Consider the following 15,476-nt stretch of genomic DNA (forward strand, 5'->3'; position numbering starts at 1 on the left):
CAGCTTAGCATGGCCACTGCCCCTTCCGAACTGCCCTCACGCCGTGGTGTCGACCAGGTTGCCGGTGGTCTTGCCCGCTGCCAGCTTGCTTTGCAGGCTCTGCAGGAAACTCGAGAGCGAGGTCGTGCTCGAAGAGGCGCCCAGCGAACTCAAGAGGTCACTGTAGGCGCTTTGCAGCGAGGACACCGTGCCATCGCCGGAACCTGAATCGGTCCCGCTGCTGGTCCCGGAGAGGCTGGCGATGAGACTCTGAAGATCGGCTTCCAGGCCACCGCCCGGTGGCGGCGGACGGCCGCCGGGCGTGTAGGAGCGTGCCGTGGCATCCGTGCTGGAGGTACTGCTGGCGTCGCTGGTGGCTGAAACGCTGCTGGTGCTGTCGGTGGAGGACGATGCCGGGCTGTCGGGCGGCGGTCCTGGTGGCGGGGTGTGCTGGCTCTTCAGGGCTTGCATCAGTTGCTGCAGGAAGACATCCAGCTTGGAGTCGACGTTGGCAGCCGAGATGCTACTGGAGGAGGCCGAGGTCGCCGAAGTGGCCGAAGTGGTGGCACTGGTCGCACTGACATCGAGATCCACGCCCAGCGACGCCAGAATATCCTTGAGCGCGCCGATCAGGCCGCCGCTCTTGTCGCCAGGCGGAGGCGGCGGGGGCGCATCCATGCGCGGCACGGCGCTGGTCGAAAAACCGCTGGTGCCGGACAGCGCCGAGAGGTCGGCAAGACTGAAGTTGCTGGACGATACACTGCTGATGGCCATGACAGACTCCTTATTATGCGCGACGCCCCATGCGCCGCCCCCTTGTGAATGTCAAAAGTATCGGACATCAAGACGTGTTAAGTTAGCTCCAATAGCGTAAATAATCGTAAATGTCGGTTAATCACCTCTCCCCGCCTGCCTGCCCCCGGCCAGCCCCGACGCGGGTTGCCTCAGGGCAGTCATGAAGTCTTGTTACACAAAATGCGAATTGATGAGGTTTTCAAGACGCAGGGCTCAGCGGTAAATGAATGTAAAGATGCAAATGTAAAGATCGCCTGAAACACTTCTGCAAAACCTTTTACGGCATATTACGGGCTGCCGACGCCCTGCGGCCTGGAGGCAGGGCAATTCGAGAATGGAATGCAGCAATGTCTAAAGTGCTTTTGATCGACGACGACGTGGAACTCGTCGACATGCTCAAGGAATACCTGGAGCAAGAAAAATTCGAAGTCAACGTCGCCTATGACGGCGAAGTCGGTGCCGCCGAAGCGCTCACCGGCCAGTACGCCATTGCCGTGCTGGACGTGATGATGCCGCGCCTGAACGGTGTCGATACCCTGCGCCGTATCCGCGCCAAGAGCAACATGCCGGTCGTGATGCTCACCGCCAAGGGCGATGACACCGACCGCATCATCGGCCTGGAACTGGGCGCCGACGACTACGTGCCCAAGCCCTGCACTCCGCGCGAGATCGCTGCCCGCATCCGCGCCATCCTGCGTCGTGCCTCCGCCGAAAACAACGAGCAGGCACCCTATTCGCCCCTGGCCGTCGGCGCCCTGTCGATGTGGCCGGAACAGCGCCGTGCCACCTGGAACGGCCGTCCGCTGGAACTGACCAGCAGCGAATTCAACCTGCTCGAAGTGCTGGCCCGCAATGCCGGCAAGCCGGTCAGCAAGCAAACCTTGTCCGAACAGGGCCTGGGCCGTCCGCTGGCGCGCTTTGACCGCAACATCGACGTCCACCTCTCCAGCATCCGCCAGAAGATCGCCGCGCTGGGCAGTGACAAGAGCTGCATCCAGACCGTCTACCGCCTGGGCTACCAGTTCATCAAGGAATAAAGTGGGCCGGTTATTCTGGAAGTTCTTCTTCTTCATCGCGATCGCCCAGATCACCGCCACCTTCGGCGTGGGCGTGCTGTTTTGGATCGAGAACCTGGAACGCAGCAACCGCAATTCCGAGATCGACGTCAGTCCGCCGGCTTCCTTCATGATCCGCTCGGCCGCCGCCACCTTGCAGTTCGGTGGCGCGGAAGCCTTGCGCAGCCTGATCAACGAGGGCCGTCCGCATCGCCTGCAGCTGTATGCCGTCGATGAAGACAACCAGGACCTGATGGGCCGCGAGGTCTCGCCCCATCTGGTGGAGCAGGCGCGCCACATGCTGGAGACCGAGCGCGAACGCCGGGTGGTGGAGCTGGTCAAGGCCACCAACGGCCATAGTTACCTGATGTTCATTCCCACGCCCAATGACGAGTTCGGACCGCCGCCACCCGGCGGCATGGGAGGAGGACGGGAACCTCACTATATAAGGGAGCGCGGTCCCAAGCCGCTGTTCTTCCCGACCATGCCCATCGCCGTGGCGCTGCTGGCCAGCCTGGTGTTTGCGCTGCTGCTGGCGTGGTATTTCTCGCACCCGATCCGGCATCTCAAGAACGCCTTCAACCAGGCCGCCAACGGCAACCTGGACCTGGAGCTGGAACCGGTCATGAGCGCCCGCAATGACGAACTGGCCGACCTCGGCCGCGACTTCGATGCCATGACGGCCAAGCTGCGCACCCTGATGGAAAGCCAGCGCCGCCTGCTGCACGATGTCTCGCACGAACTGCGCTCGCCGATTGCACGGCTGCAGATGGCCATCGGCCTGGCGCGGGTGCAGGACAAGGACAAGCTGGAACTGACGCTGGAACGGATCGAACGCGAAAGCGTGCGCATGGACAAGCTGGTGGGCGAATTGCTCACCCTCTCGAGACTGGAAGCCAACGTCCCCGGTTCGATGGAAGAAGCCATCGCCATCCAGTCCATGCTGGCCGACATGATCAATGACGCCCGCTTCGAGGCCGATGCGCTGGGCAAGCACGTCGATAGCAGCATCGATTGCCGGGTGCAGGTCAAGGGCAATCCGGAACTGCTCTACCGCGCCATCGAAAACGTCCTGCGCAACGCCATCAAGCACACTGCCCCCGAAACGGCAGTACAGGTCGTGGCCGAGATCGATGAGGACAACAAGCTGCTGCACCTGTCCATCCTGGATCGCGGGCCGGGCGTACCGGAGGAAGAAATGGACAGCATCTTCGAACTGTTCTTCCGCAGCAGCCGCACCAAGAGCAACAGTGCCGGCCACGGACTGGGCCTGTCGATTGCCCGCCGCATCGTGGAGGCGCACCAGGGCTTCATCCGCGCCGCCAACCGGCGCGATGGCGGGCTGCGGGTGGACATTACGCTTCCCTTCATGGCCGACGAGCCGGCGCGCGGAGAAACGCTGGAGAGCTGAACGCCCCGACCGGCATCCATAAAACCAAGCCCCGTCCGGCTTCGCGCCGGACGGGGCTTTTCATTTACTACGCGCTGGTGACCTGTCTCAAGGCGCAGCCGGATTGATGATGGCATTCATCAGCCCGCGCTGCACCGCCACCTGGAAAGCCTGCAGCTCGGTCACGCCCTGCTCGGGCGGATAGGGAATCGGCAAGCGGTTCATCAGCACGGCCCAGGTCCAGCCATCGGCGCGCCACTGCAGGTAGGCATAGGTGCCGGTAGTCAGTGCGCCACTGTGGGAGAGGATCTCCACGCCATTGCTGCGGGTGACGACCCAGCCCAGGCCATAGTTGTTCTCGGCCTGGGCGGGATTGCGCTGTTTCATCAGCGCCAGGGTCTGCGGCTGCAGCAAGGCGGGCACGCCGCGCCCCAGCGTGGCATCGGCAAAATGCACCAGGTCGGTGGCCGTCGCGATCCAGCCGGCGGTGGCGTCCATGGCCTGGAAGTGCAGCGCCGAATAGGATTCCGGACCGGTGGCCCCGCTGCCATCCCGGTCGGCCACGGCAGGCCAGCGCGGGTCATCGTAGTAGACGGTCTCGTTGGCCGCGCGCTCGATGCGGCGGTCGCCGGCGATGGCGGTGTCCTCCACTTTGGAAGGCTGGAACACCAGCGTCTGCACCGCCTGTTCGTAGGGCATGCCAGACTTCTGCTCGATGATGCGGCCCAGGACGTTGTAGGCGAAATTGCTGTAGAAATATTCACTTCCGGGCGCCGCATCCAGCAGGCGTTGCTTGAGCACGTAGGCCATCACGTCGTGCGCCGAGGCCGGAGCCGGCACCTGGCGCGCCTTGGCGATGTTGACCAGATCGTATTGCGGATCGTAGTCGCTGCCGCCCCAGCCGCTGGTGTGCTGCAGGAGGTCGCGCAGCGTGATCTTCAGCACCCGCTGATCCAGCGGTTGGGCGAAATCGGGATAGGCCGCATCCGGCAGCAAGCCTTCCGGTCCGAACACCGGGCGATCCAGCGCCTGCGGCAACTCCTTCTCGAACAGCTTGAGCACGGCCACCGCCGTCACCGCCTTGGAGACGCTGCCGATACGAAAACGCGTGATGGGTGTCACGGGCGTATTGGTTTCGGTCACCGCCATGCCATAACCGCGCTGATAGACCAGCTTGCCCTGGTAGGCAATCGCGATGCTGGCCCCCGGCACCGGATAGTGGGCGAGCAATTGCGTCATCTGCTGGTCGACGCGTTCGGCCAAGGTGGACTCGCCAACATCCTGCGCAGCAGCGCAAACGGCCATGAAAACCAGGCCAGCCGCCAGTAGCTTGACCATGAGAACGGGCATGAAACGTGGGCGCATGGCTTATTTCTGTTGTTTCACCACTTGCAGGGCCGAGGCGATCAGCCCGCTCATGTCCGACAGGTTGGCCGGCACGATGATGGAATTGTTGGTCTTGGCCAGCTTGCTGAAGGCCTCCACGTACTGCTCGGCCACCTTCAGGTTGACGGCATCGGAGCCGCCCGGCTGCTCGATTGCGGCGGCCGTCTTGCGGATGGCCTCGGCGCTGGCTTCGGCAATCGCAAGGATGGCGGCAGCCTGGCCCTGGGCGCGGTTGATGGAAGCCTGCTTCTCGCCTTCGGAACGGGCGATGGCCGCTTCACGCTCACCGGTGGCGATGTTGATCTGCTCCTGCTTGCGCCCTTCGGAGGCGGCGATCAGGGCGCGCTTCTCGCGCTCGGCGGTGATCTGGGCCTGCATGGCGTGCAGGATTTCCTTGGGCGGGGTCAGGTCCTTGATCTCGTAGCGCAGCACCTTCACCCCCCAGTTCTCGGCCGATTCATCGATGGCGCTGACGATGGCGGTGTTGATGTGGTCGCGCTCCTCGAAGGTCTTGTCCAGTTCCATCTTGCCGATCACCGACCGCAGCGTGGTCTGGGCCAGTTGCGTGATGGCGGCGATGTAGTTGGACGAACCGTAAGAGGCGCGCATCGGATCGGTGATCTGGAAATACAGGATGCCATCGACCTGCAATTGCGTATTGTCCTTGGTGATGCAGACCTGCGGCGGCACGTCCAGCGGGATTTCCTTGAGCACGTGCTTGTAGGCCACGCGGTCGATGAAGGGCACCACGATGTTGAGGCCCGGCGCCAGCGTGGCGTGGTACTTGCCGAGACGTTCGACCACCCAGGCATGCTGCTGCGGGACCACCTTGACCGTCTGCACGACGAAGACGATGGCGAGGAAGAAAATGACCAGAGTAACGCTACCCAGCATGGAATTCTCCTGAAAACGAGGGGGGAAGAAAGCGGTGAGAATCAGTCAAATCAGCGCGGCGCCACCAGCAAGCGGCTGCCACGGATTTCGCGGATGACGTAGCTGCCCGGCAACGCATGATGGCCGGGCAGGAGCTCGACATCCCACTGCGCCCCGCGATACGGCACGCGGGCAAGGTATTGGTCGCCATGGGTTTGCCAGGCCGGCACCTCGATGCTCTGGCCGATATCCAGCAGGAGATTGGGATCGTCATTGGCGCTGCTGCGGCGCAGGCGGCCATAAGGACTGCGGGGCAAGCCCAGCACGGCGGATACACCCACGACGGCCGCTACCAACAACTGCCACTCCAGCATCAGCCCGACCCACGCGGCGATGGCACCGGCCGCCATGCCCAGCGCGATCATGAGCAGGTAAAAGGTGCCTGTGAAGAGTTCTGCACCCAGCAGCCCGCCGGCCAGCACCAGCCAGAGTGACCAGTCCGTCATTGTTGAATCCCCATGAAGAAAACTGCAAACACGGCAAGTCTACCGCAGCTTGGGAAAATAGAACTCATTTCACCAATAGGCGTGAGTGTGAGCGAGTCCGTTTGGGATGAAGTGCAAGGCGCGAATTAGGGTCAAGACTGGGCGTCTTGACCCTAATTCGTAACGCAGCAATTCGCCCAAACGGGCCGCTCGCGCTCACGCCTATTGGTGAAATGAGTTCTTAAAACAAAGGCGCGGACATTTCTGCCCGCGCCTTCCACTTCTTTTGAAGACCGTCTTCAGTGACGCTTAAAGCTTCATCACTTCTTGGCCAGCTGCTGCCAGGTGTCGATGACGGTATCCGGGTTCAGCGAGATGGACTCGATGCCCTGTTCCATCAGCCATTCGGCGAAGTCCGGATGGTCCGAGGGGCCCTGGCCGCAGATGCCGACGTACTTGCCCTTTTCGCGGCAGGTGGCGATGACCTTGGTCAGCAAGGCCTGCACGGCCGGATCACGCTCGTCGAAGTCAGCCGCCAGCAGCTCCATGCCGGAATCGCGGTCCAGGCCCAGGGTCAGCTGGGTCAGGTCGTTGGAACCGATGGAGAAGCCGTCGAAGTGCTCCAGGAACTGATCGGCCAGGATGGCATTGGAAGGCACTTCGCACATCATGATGACGCGCAGGCCGTTCTCGCCACGCTTGAGACCATACTTGCCCAGCAGACCAATGACCTTCTCGGCCTGGCCCAGGGTACGCACGAAGGGCACCATCACCTCGACGTTGGTCAGGCCCATGTCTTCACGCACACGCTTCATGGCCTGGCATTCCATCTGGAAGGCTTCGGCGAAGTCGTGGGCCAGGTAGCGCGCCGCGCCACGGAAGCCCAGCATCGGGTTTTCTTCGTCGGGCTCGTAGCGCGAACCGCCGATCAGCTTCTTGTACTCGTTGGACTTGAAGTCCGACAGGCGCACGATCACCGGCTTGGGCCAGAAGGCCGCCGCGATGGTGGCGATGCCTTCGGCCAGCTTGTCGACATAGAAGGCCTTGGGCGAGGCATGGCCACGGGCCACCGATTCGACGGCCTTCTTCAGGTCAGCGTCGATGTTCGGGTATTCCAGGATGGCCTTGGGGTGCACGCCGATGTTGTTGTTGATGATGAATTCCAGACGCGCCAGACCCACACCGCCGTTGGGAATCGACTGGAAGTCGAAAGCCAGTTGCGGGTTGCCCACGTTCATCATCACCTTCAGCGGGATCGGGGGCAGTTCGCCACGGGCCACTTCGGTCACTTCGGTTTCCAGCAGGCCGTCATAGATCTTGCCTTCGTCGCCTTCGGCGCAGGAGACGGTCACCAGGGTGCCGTCCTTCAACACGTCGGTGGCATCGCCGCAGCCGACCACGGCCGGCACGCCCAGTTCACGGGCGATGATGGCGGCGTGGCAGGTACGGCCGCCACGGTTGGTGACGATGGCCGAGGCGCGCTTCATGACCGGTTCCCAGTTGGGATCAGTCATATCGGCCACCAGCACGTCGCCGGGCTGCACACGTTCCATTTCGGCGGGATCGTTGATCACGCGCACCGGACCGGCGCCGATCTTCTGGCCAATCGCACGGCCGGTGGCCAGCACGGTGCCGGAGCTCTTGAGCTTGAAGCGCTGCTGGGCATCGGTGGCCTTTTGCTGCGACTTCACGGTTTCCGGACGGGCCTGCAGGATGTAGAGCTTGCCGTCGCGGCCGTCCTTGCCCCATTCGATGTCCATCGGACGCTGGTAGTGCTTCTCGATGATGGTGGCGTACTTGGCCAGTTCCACCACTTCGGCATCGGTCAGGGAATAGCGGTTGCGCAGTTCCACCGGCACATCCACGGTCTTGACCGAGCGGCCGGCCTTGGCTTCGCCGGTGAATTCCATCTTGATCAGCTTGGAACCCAGGTTGCGGCGGATCACCGGCTGCTTGCCCAGTTCCAGCATGGGCTTGTGGACGTAGTATTCGTCCGGGTTGACGGCGCCCTGCACCACGGTTTCACCCAGGCCATAGCTGGAGGTGATGAAGACCACATCCTTGAAGCCGGATTCGGTATCGATGGTGAACATCACGCCAGCCGCACCCACGTCCGAACGGACCATGCGCTGCACGCCAGCCGACAGCGCCACCTCAGCGTGGGTGAAGCCCTTGTGCACGCGATAGGAGATCGCGCGGTCGTTGTAGAGCGAGGCGAAGACGTGCTTCATGGCTTCGAGCACGTTGTCGATGCCCACCACGTTCAGGAAGGTTTCCTGCTGACCGGCGAAGGACGCGTCGGGCAGGTCTTCCGCGGTGGCAGAGGAACGCACGGCGAAGGACATCTCGGCGGTCGAATCGGCCACCAGCTTGTCGTAGAAGGCACGGATTTCCTGGTCCAGGCGCGGCTGGAACGGCGTCTCGACGATCCATTGACGGATCTCGGCGCCGGCTTGCGCCAGTGCACGCACGTCATCGATATCCAGACCTTCGAGACGCTTGGCGATACGAGCGGCCAGGGTCGGGCCGCCATCGGCGCTGTGCTCCAGGAAATCGCGGAAAGCTTGCGCAGTCGTGGCGAAACCGCCCGGCACGCGAACGCCCGCGCCTGCCAGCTGGGAGATCATTTCACCCAGCGATGCGTTTTTGCCACCGACGGACTCGACGTCCGTCATGCGAAGATTTTCAAAGGAGGCTACGTATACTGCCCCCTGGGTGTTTACTGCGTTGGACATGACAACCCCTAGCTTGATGATAAGAAATCTTCGCGGGTGCGGCATGGGTCGGTTTATTTTTGTTATTCTGCGACGGTTGCGGCAGCAGGTGCGGCTTCGAGGACCAGCCCAGGGACAGCATCCGGCGCGCGCAGCTACCGAGGACGTTTGCCAGTGCAAACATCATCAGGAACTCGGGCAAATTGCGCAGCGGCATGATGGTCATCAAGATGGGCTTCTCGAAATTGTTGCCAAGCATTGTACCGCGTGAAATCATTTTTGTTCGTAGCACCCAATACTTTTTCTATTTTCCAAAAGACAATACATGCTCGACCCCATGCCGATCCCGCACCCGTCCCCTCTCCTGGCCGCCAACCGTACGGTGTTCTTCGTTTCCGACGGCACCGGGATCACGGCGGAGACCTTTGGACACTCGGTGCTGAGCCAGTTCGAGCTGCGCTTCAAGCAGGTACGCCTGCCCTTCATCGATACGCTGGAAAAGGCTCACGACGCCACCCGCAAGATCAACGAAGCCTATGCGGTGGATGGCAAGCTGCCCATCGTCTTCTCGACCCTGGTGAAGTCCGAGCTGTCCTCGGTGATCCGCCGCGCCAAGGCCATGCACATGGACCTGTTCCAGACCTTCGTGGAGCCGCTGGAGCAGGAGCTGGAAATGAAGTCCACCCACACCATCGGCCGCAGTCACAACACCACCGATTCGGAGGAATACCGCAACCGCATCGAGGCCATCAATTTCTCGCTGGCGCACGATGACGGGCAATCCAACAAGAACCTGTCGGAAGCGGACGTGATCCTGGTGGGCGTGTCGCGCTCGGGCAAGACCCCGACCAGCCTGTACCTGGCCATGCAGTTCGGCATCAAGTGCGCCAACTATCCGCTCATTCCGGAAGACTTCGAGCGCGAGAAGCTGCCCAGCGGGCTGGTGCTGCACAAGAAGAAGATCTTTGGACTCACCATCGCCGCCGAACGCCTCTCCGAAGTGCGCAACGAGCGCCGTCCCGGCAGCAAGTACGCCGCGCTGGAAAATTGCCGCTATGAAATCAATGAGGCCGAGAAGATGATGCGGCGCGAAGGCATCCGCTGGATGTCCTCCACCACCAAGTCCATCGAGGAAATCGCCGCCACCATCCTGCAGGAGATCAAGCTGGAGACGCGCTGACCGAAAATCGGCGAGAAAATTCAGTGCGCACGCGGGTGCGCTTCCTGGGGCCTTGGATGGACGTCTCCATGGTGAAGGAATTTTCACTATGGGCTGTATACACCGCCGTATAGCAATCCGGGCCGCACAGGTGATCGGCGGCCGGCACCAGCGCCTGCCTCTGCAGCAGGTAATCCTGATAAGGCTGGCCGACGCGCTCGCCGTCGGCGAACAGCACCGCCAGGCGCTCCGGGCCGAAGCGATAGTCAAAGAGGCGGGAAAACGGGATCAGACGACCAGGCGCGCTGCTCATGCGCAACTGGCCGTGTTCACGATAGATCAGTTGGCCCGGCAATGTGCCGTTAGTGAAGCTCAGTTCACCGGTGGCCGTGGCTTGGGGGATATCGCTGCCCTCCCAGATGGTCCGGGTGAAGATCCACTCCCCCAGGAAGTAGTCGGCCATGGCGGCCATGTCGCGTGGCGGGAAGACTGCCATGGTCGGCGCCGCCGTCAGCGCCCGACGGTGCGCTGGCGCAGTTGTTCGAACAGGCAGACCGCTGCCGCGGCGGCCACGTTGAGCGATTCCATCTCGCCCAGATGCGGGATCACCACTTCATGCGTGGCCGCATCCTGCAAGGCCGGCGACACGCCCTGCCCTTCATGCCCCAGCAGCCAGGCGACCGGGCCGGACAGGTCGCAGTCATAGATGGTCTGGGCTGCGTGCGAACTGGTCGCGAGCAAGGGGATGCGGCTGGCGGCGCACAGGGCCACCAGATCGGCGTTCTCGAAGATGTCCAGCACGAAGTGCGCGCCCATGCCGGCACGCAAGACCTTGGGCGACCAGGCCGCCGCCGTACCCGGCGAGCAGAACACCTGCTTTACGCCCGCCGCAGCTGCGCTACGCAGGATGGAGCCGAGATTGCCAGGGTCCTGCAGGCCATCCAGCAACACCGCCGATTCCTTCAATGAAGTCGGCGCCACCGGCTCGGGCGTACTCACCAGCAACAGCAAGCCCACGCCGTTTTCTACCGTACTGATGGCGTCATAAAGCTTGTCGGCCAGCACCAGGCACTGCGCGCGCAAGGCTTCACATTGCGTCAGGATAGGCGCCACTTCAGGGTGATACTGGGCGCTCTCGGCCACCACGCACACCTGCGGTGCGCCGCGATGCTGCAGCCAGGCCTGCGCCAGGTGCACGCCATCGAGCAGGCTCTGGCCGCCGCGCCGGCGGGCCTGGCTGCTGGTGGCCAGTTGCTTCAGGTCCTTGAAGACCGGGTTGTCCTTGGAGGTGATCAATTTCATGCCTGTCTCGCTCATGCCATCACCACCGTCTGGCCCGACAGCAAAGCCTTGACCGGCGCATAGGAGCGGCGATGGACCGGCGAGACGCCATGCAGGCGCAGCATTTCCAGGTGCAGCGGCGTCGGATATCCCTTGTGGCGGTCGAAACCGTAATGCGGATAGGTGTCATGCAAGACCATCAGCGCGGCGTCGCGCGCCGTCTTGGCCAGGATGGAGGCGGCCGAGATGGCGGGCACCTTGTCGTCGCCCTTGACGATGGCTTCGGAGCGGATGCTCATGACCGGGCAGCGGTTGCCGTCGATGAGGGCCAGTGTGGGCAGCGTGGAGAGCGCTTCCACCGCGCGCCGCATGGCCAGCATGCTGGCGTGCAGGATGTTGAGTTCGTCGATCTCCTGCTCGTTGCAGGAGGCAATGGCCCAGGCCAGGGCTGTTTCCTTGATTTCCAGCGCCAGGCTGTCGCGCGCGGCTTCGGAGAGCTTCTTGGAATCGCGCAGGCCCTTGACCGGACGCGCCGGATCGAGGATCACGGCGGCCGCAAAGACCGGCCCGGCCAGCGGACCACGGCCGGCCTCATCGACCCCGCAGATGATCTCTCCGGTATAGTCGTCAAACAAAGCCAGGGTCTGGGGGACCGCCTTGGGCATAGCAAATTCCTTCATCAAACTTTCAAACGGATCGCCGCAGCGATCCTTCTTGCCGGCAAGTCAGCGGCGCCGCGCGCCAATGACTTCACATACCGCATTGGCGCTCTCCCTGCTGGTATCGCGCAGGAGCGACTGGTGCAGGTCGGCAAAGCGCCTTGCCAGGCGCTGCTGGTGCGCATGGTCTTCCAGCTGGTGCCACATGGCATCGGCCAGCGCCTCGGGCGTGGCCTGGTGCTGCAGCAGTTCCGGCACCAGGAAGTCGCGCGCTAGGATGTTGGGCAAGCCGACCCAGGGCTGGTAGGCCATGTGCCGCATGATCTGGTACGAGGCCCAGTTGACCTTGTAGGAGATCACCATCGGCTTCTTGTACAGCGCCACTTCCAGCGAGGCGGTTCCGGAAGCCACCAGCACCGCGTCCGAGGCTTCCATGGCGCCATGCGACTGGCCACGGATCACGCTGATGCCAAGATCTTCATATCCCCCCTGGCGAATCTGATCCTCAAAGAAGGCCATCTGACGGTCGCCCGCCATGGGCGTGACGAACTGCAATTGCGGATCGCGCTGCCGCAACAGCCGTGCCGCCGCCAGGAAACCTTCGCCATTCTGCTTCAGCTCACTCATGCGGCTGCCCGGCAGAATTGCCACCACCCTCCCCGGCCCGGTCAGGCCAAGGCGCTGGCGCGCACCCTCGGTATCGGGTTGCAGCGGGATCACCTCGGCCAGCGGGTGGCCCACATAGGTGACCGGCACGCCGGCCTGGCGATAGAGATTTTCCTCGAACGGGAAGATCACCAGCATGTGCGACACCGCCCGCTGGATCTTCTTGATGCGCCAGCCACGCCAGGCCCAAATCTGCGGGCCGATGAAATGAATGGTCGGGATGCCGGCGTTCTTGAGCTGTTCTTCCAGGCCCAGGTTGAAGCCGGGGTAATCGACGCCCACGAAGACATCTGGACGATCCGCCAGCAGCTTGTCGCGCAGCGTTTCCTGGATGCCCTTGATCTCGCGGTAGCGTGGAATCACCTCGAACAGGCCCCGTACCGTCAGCTTGTCCATCGGCCAGTCGCTGGTGAAGCCCTGCGCCATCATGTGCTCGCCGCCGATGCCGTGCAGCCGCACGTCGGGCAGGCGCTCGCGCACGCCGGCCAGCAGGCGGCTGCCCAGCAGGTCGCCCGAACTTTCTCCGGCCACCAGTGCAATCGACTGGCGGCGCGTGATGTCAGCGGATGATGCCACGGGCCGAAGCCTCGATGAATTCGCGCAGCAGGCGGATGTGTTCGGCGCTGTGGGCCGACTTGGCTTCCATCTCCGCCAGCTCCTGCTTGGCTTCTTCCAGTGGCAGATTGGCGCGGTAGATTACCTTGTAGGCGCGCTTGATCTCCATGATCTGCTCGCTGGTGAAACCACGGCGGCGCAAACCTTCACTGTTGATGCCGGCGGGTACCGCACGGTTGCCCGCGGCCGTCACGAAGGGTGGCACGTCCTGGCTCACAGCGGCGGTAAAGGCCGTCATGGCATGGGCGCCAATGTGGCAGAACTGGTGCACGGTGGTGAAACCGCCCAGGAAAACATGGTCGCCCAGATGCACGTGGCCGGCCAGGGTGGCATTGTTGGCCAGGATGATATGGCTGCCCAGCTGGCAATCATGGGCCAGGTGGACGTAGGCCATGATCCAGTTGTCGTTGCCGATGCGGGTGGCGCCGGCATCCTGGACGGTGCCGCGATTGAAGGTGACGAATTCGCGGATGGTGTTGCGGTCGCCGATCTCCACGGTGGTGGGCTCACCCGCATACTTCTTGTCCTGCGGGGCTGCGCCGATGGAGGCGAACTGGAAGATTTCGTTGTCGCGGCCGATGGTGGTGTGGCCTTCGATCACCACGTGGGGGCCGATGCGGGTGCCCGCGCCGATGCGCACGTCAGGGCCGATGACGGCATAGGCGCCGATCTCGACGGATTCGTCGATCTGCGCTCCGGGGGCAATCACTGCGCTTGGATGGATCTTGGACATGTCCTGTGCTTCGGTAAGTTCACTGGTTGCACATCTTGCAATGAAGCAATCTGCACAATGAATCAGGCCCGGCGCGATCTTGCCGATCGCCACCGGGCCTGGCTTGATGCGTCAAGCCTTGCAGGCTGGCCTGCACTCAGGCGCTCTGGCTGGCGTCGGCGGCGCTGCGCATGGTGCACATCAGGTCGCCTTCCACGGCCACCTGGCCATCCACGGTGGCCACGGCACGGTATTTCCAGATGCCACGGGCACGGCGGGTGATTTCCACTTCCATCTTCAGCTGGTCGCCCGGCTCCACCGGACGCTTGAAGCGGGCATTGTCGATACCGACGAAATAGACCACGGTGTTTTCATCCGGCTTGCGACCTTCGGTCAGGAAGGACAGCAGCGCGGCCGTCTGGGCCAGTGCCTCGATCATCAGCACGCCCGGCATCACCGGCTTGTGCGGGAAGTGGCCGTTGAAGAATTCTTCATTTACGGTCACGTTCTTGATGGCGGTGATCGTCTTGCCGCTCTCCCAGTTCAGCACGCGATCAACCAGCAGCAGCGGATAGCGGTGCGGCAGGTACTGTTTGATTTGATTGATGTCGAGGCTATTCATTCTCTTCTTGATTCTCTGAAAGCGAGGCTTGGCCTGCTTGTTCTTGTGTCAATGTTTTAAGCGATTTTTCCAACGCCCGGATTTTCTCACGCATCGTGCCCAGATTGCGCACCAATGCAGCGGATTTTTCCCAGTCGCGGTGTTCGGTGATGGGGTAGAAGCCGGTGTACTGCCCCGGCTCCAGGATGGAACGCAAGGCCAGCGTACCGGCCGAGACGTGCACCTTGTCGACGATGGTGATGTGGCCGTGGATCATGGCGGCACCGCCGATGGAGCAATACTTGCCGATTTTCGCGCTGCCGGCGATACCGGCGCAGGCGGCGATGGCGGTGTGTGCGCCGATGTGGCAGTTGTGGGCGATCTGGATCTGGTTGTCGAGCTTGACGCCCTCCTCGATCACGGTATCGGCCAGGGCGCCGCGGTCGATGGTGGTGTTGGCGCCGATTTCGACGTCATCACCGATCATGACGCGTCCCACCTGGGGGATCTTGATCCATTGTCCGGCTTCGTTGGCGAAACCGAAGCCATCGGCGCCGATCACCGCGCCCGAGTGGACGATGCCGCGTGCGCCGATCTCGCAGGCGTGATGCAGGGTGGCACGGGCGTGGAAATGGGTGTCTTCGCCGACCTTGGCATGGTGACCGATGAAGCTGCCGGCATCAATGCGGGCACGGGCGCCGATGACGGCACCCGCCTCGATCACCACCAGCGGTCCGATCACGGCATCGGCGGCCACCTGGGCAGAAGGATCGACTACGGCGCTCGCGTGGATGCCGGCGGGAGCACGAACTTCGGCCTCGGTCTGGAACAACTGGGCAGCACGGGCGAAATAGGCGTAGGGGTTGCGGGTAACGATACGGGCGCCGGCGTAGCCCTGCACCTGGGCATCGTCAGCCTCGGACAGGATCAGCGCCGCCGCCTGGGTCTGCTCTGCTTGTGCGCGGAACTTGGGATTGGAGAGGAAGGTGATGTGGCTGGCACCTGCGGCGTCCAGCGGCGCGATGCCCTGGACCGCGATGGTCCCATCACCCTTCAACTGTCCACCCAGGCGCTCGACCAGTTGCTGCAGTCGAATACTCATCTTG

16 protein-coding genes are annotated in these 15,476 nt (G+C 62.9%); 3 read left to right on the forward strand and 13 right to left on the reverse strand.

What is annotated here, in order from left to right:
• Positions 1 to 36: 36 nt before the first annotated feature.
• On the reverse strand, positions 37 to 753 hold the full coding sequence (locus tag ACVC5H_RS14440; protein ID WP_489618537.1) for a hypothetical protein: 717 nt from the start codon (positions 751 to 753) through the stop codon (positions 37 to 39).
• A gap of 368 nt (positions 754 to 1,121) precedes the next feature.
• On the opposite strand from ACVC5H_RS14440, the gene ACVC5H_RS14445 reads away from it, so the two are divergent.
• Positions 1,122 to 1,811 carry a response regulator gene (locus ACVC5H_RS14445; RefSeq protein ID WP_489618538.1) on the forward strand — a complete coding sequence of 230 codons (690 nt, stop codon included), beginning with the start codon at positions 1,122 to 1,124 and terminating at the stop codon, positions 1,809 to 1,811.
• Between the two features lies 1 nt (position 1,812).
• Positions 1,813 to 3,240 carry an ATP-binding protein gene (locus ACVC5H_RS14450; RefSeq protein ID WP_489618539.1) on the forward strand — a complete coding sequence of 476 codons (1,428 nt, stop codon included), beginning with the start codon at positions 1,813 to 1,815 and terminating at the stop codon, positions 3,238 to 3,240.
• 87 nt (positions 3,241 to 3,327) lie between these two features.
• Here the strand turns inward: ACVC5H_RS14450 and ACVC5H_RS14455 are convergent, their stop codons facing one another.
• The 5 genes from ACVC5H_RS14455 to ACVC5H_RS14475 form a co-directional block, all read right to left on the reverse strand.
• Entirely contained in the window at positions 3,328 to 4,584 is a 1,257-nt protein-coding gene (locus ACVC5H_RS14455) for a serine hydrolase domain-containing protein (protein WP_489618540.1), read from the reverse strand.
• Positions 4,585 to 4,587: 3 nt separating this feature from the next.
• A complete protein-coding gene (locus ACVC5H_RS14460; RefSeq protein ID WP_489618541.1) occupies positions 4,588 to 5,499 on the reverse strand; it encodes an SPFH domain-containing protein in 912 nt (303 codons plus the stop codon).
• A gap of 50 nt (positions 5,500 to 5,549) precedes the next feature.
• Positions 5,550 to 5,984 carry an NfeD family protein gene (locus ACVC5H_RS14465; protein WP_489618542.1) on the reverse strand — a complete coding sequence of 145 codons (435 nt, stop codon included), beginning with the start codon at positions 5,982 to 5,984 and terminating at the stop codon, positions 5,550 to 5,552.
• 299 nt (positions 5,985 to 6,283) lie between these two features.
• Positions 6,284 to 8,638 (reverse strand): phosphoenolpyruvate synthase, encoded by a 2,355-nt coding sequence (gene ppsA / locus ACVC5H_RS14470; RefSeq protein ID WP_489618543.1) that lies wholly within the window; start codon positions 8,636 to 8,638, stop codon positions 6,284 to 6,286.
• A gap of 10 nt (positions 8,639 to 8,648) precedes the next feature.
• Positions 8,649 to 8,954: a hypothetical protein gene (locus ACVC5H_RS14475; RefSeq protein WP_489618544.1), complete on the reverse strand. Its 306-nt coding sequence runs from the start codon at positions 8,952 to 8,954 to the stop codon at positions 8,649 to 8,651.
• 48 nt (positions 8,955 to 9,002) lie between these two features.
• On the opposite strand from ACVC5H_RS14475, the gene ppsR reads away from it, so the two are divergent.
• Complete coding sequence (gene ppsR / locus ACVC5H_RS14480; protein ID WP_489618545.1) at positions 9,003 to 9,857, forward strand: posphoenolpyruvate synthetase regulatory kinase/phosphorylase PpsR; 855 nt, start codon at positions 9,003 to 9,005, stop codon at positions 9,855 to 9,857.
• Here the strand turns inward: ppsR and ACVC5H_RS14485 are convergent.
• The 7 genes from ACVC5H_RS14485 to lpxD all read right to left on the reverse strand — a co-directional run bounded on the left by ACVC5H_RS14485 (position 9,838) and on the right by lpxD (position 15,472).
• Positions 9,838 to 10,332 carry a DUF6314 family protein gene (locus ACVC5H_RS14485; RefSeq protein ID WP_489618546.1) on the reverse strand — a complete coding sequence of 165 codons (495 nt, stop codon included), beginning with the start codon at positions 10,330 to 10,332 and terminating at the stop codon, positions 9,838 to 9,840. The genes ppsR and ACVC5H_RS14485 overlap by 20 nt on opposite strands.
• Positions 10,333 to 10,346: 14 nt before the next feature.
• Positions 10,347 to 11,138 (reverse strand): TrmH family RNA methyltransferase, encoded by a 792-nt coding sequence (locus ACVC5H_RS14490; protein ID WP_489618547.1) that lies wholly within the window; start codon positions 11,136 to 11,138, stop codon positions 10,347 to 10,349.
• Positions 11,139 to 11,149: 11 nt separating this feature from the next.
• Positions 11,150 to 11,782: a ribonuclease HII gene (gene rnhB / locus ACVC5H_RS14495; RefSeq protein ID WP_489618548.1), complete on the reverse strand. Its 633-nt coding sequence runs from the start codon at positions 11,780 to 11,782 to the stop codon at positions 11,150 to 11,152.
• Between the two features lie 60 nt (positions 11,783 to 11,842).
• Positions 11,843 to 13,018 (reverse strand): lipid-A-disaccharide synthase, encoded by a 1,176-nt coding sequence (gene lpxB / locus ACVC5H_RS14500; RefSeq protein WP_489618549.1) that lies wholly within the window; start codon positions 13,016 to 13,018, stop codon positions 11,843 to 11,845.
• The gene (lpxA, locus tag ACVC5H_RS14505) at positions 13,002 to 13,790 is read right to left on the reverse strand and encodes an acyl-ACP--UDP-N-acetylglucosamine O-acyltransferase (protein WP_489618550.1); all 789 of its coding nucleotides are present in this window, start codon (positions 13,788 to 13,790) and stop codon (positions 13,002 to 13,004) included. The genes lpxB and lpxA overlap by 17 nt, the downstream gene beginning before the upstream one ends.
• A 136-nt stretch (positions 13,791 to 13,926) precedes the next feature.
• Positions 13,927 to 14,391: a 3-hydroxyacyl-ACP dehydratase FabZ gene (gene fabZ / locus ACVC5H_RS14510; RefSeq protein ID WP_006462531.1), complete on the reverse strand. Its 465-nt coding sequence runs from the start codon at positions 14,389 to 14,391 to the stop codon at positions 13,927 to 13,929.
• The gene (gene lpxD, locus ACVC5H_RS14515; RefSeq protein ID WP_489618551.1) at positions 14,384 to 15,472 is read right to left on the reverse strand and encodes a UDP-3-O-(3-hydroxymyristoyl)glucosamine N-acyltransferase; all 1,089 of its coding nucleotides are present in this window, start codon (positions 15,470 to 15,472) and stop codon (positions 14,384 to 14,386) included. The genes fabZ and lpxD overlap by 8 nt, the downstream gene beginning before the upstream one ends.
• Positions 15,473 to 15,476: the final 4 nt, after the last annotated feature.

The organism is Herbaspirillum sp. Her3 (genome assembly GCF_057961275.1).

Coding starts and splice junctions, on each gene's coding strand:
- ppsR (WP_489618545.1), top strand. CDS start 9,003: ATGCTCGACCCCATGCCGATCCCGCACCCGTCCCCTCTCCTGGCCGCC.
- ACVC5H_RS14465 (WP_489618542.1), bottom strand. CDS start 5,984: ATGACGGACTGGTCACTCTGGCTGGTGCTGGCCGGCGGGCTGCTGGGT.
- ACVC5H_RS14485 (WP_489618546.1), bottom strand. CDS start 10,332: ATGGCAGTCTTCCCGCCACGCGACATGGCCGCCATGGCCGACTACTTC.
- ACVC5H_RS14455 (WP_489618540.1), bottom strand. CDS start 4,584: ATGCGCCCACGTTTCATGCCCGTTCTCATGGTCAAGCTACTGGCGGCT.
- ppsA (WP_489618543.1), bottom strand. CDS start 8,638: ATGACGGACGTCGAGTCCGTCGGTGGCAAAAACGCATCGCTGGGTGAA.
- lpxA (WP_489618550.1), bottom strand. CDS start 13,790: ATGTCCAAGATCCATCCAAGCGCAGTGATTGCCCCCGGAGCGCAGATC.
- lpxD (WP_489618551.1), bottom strand. CDS start 15,472: ATGAGTATTCGACTGCAGCAACTGGTCGAGCGCCTGGGTGGACAGTTG.
- ACVC5H_RS14490 (WP_489618547.1), bottom strand. CDS start 11,138: ATGAAATTGATCACCTCCAAGGACAACCCGGTCTTCAAGGACCTGAAG.
- ACVC5H_RS14475 (WP_489618544.1), bottom strand. CDS start 8,954: ATGATTTCACGCGGTACAATGCTTGGCAACAATTTCGAGAAGCCCATC.
- fabZ (WP_006462531.1), bottom strand. CDS start 14,391: ATGAATAGCCTCGACATCAATCAAATCAAACAGTACCTGCCGCACCGC.
- rnhB (WP_489618548.1), bottom strand. CDS start 11,782: ATGCCCAAGGCGGTCCCCCAGACCCTGGCTTTGTTTGACGACTATACC.
- ACVC5H_RS14440 (WP_489618537.1), bottom strand. CDS start 753: ATGGCCATCAGCAGTGTATCGTCCAGCAACTTCAGTCTTGCCGACCTC.
- ACVC5H_RS14445 (WP_489618538.1), top strand. CDS start 1,122: ATGTCTAAAGTGCTTTTGATCGACGACGACGTGGAACTCGTCGACATG.
- ACVC5H_RS14460 (WP_489618541.1), bottom strand. CDS start 5,499: ATGCTGGGTAGCGTTACTCTGGTCATTTTCTTCCTCGCCATCGTCTTC.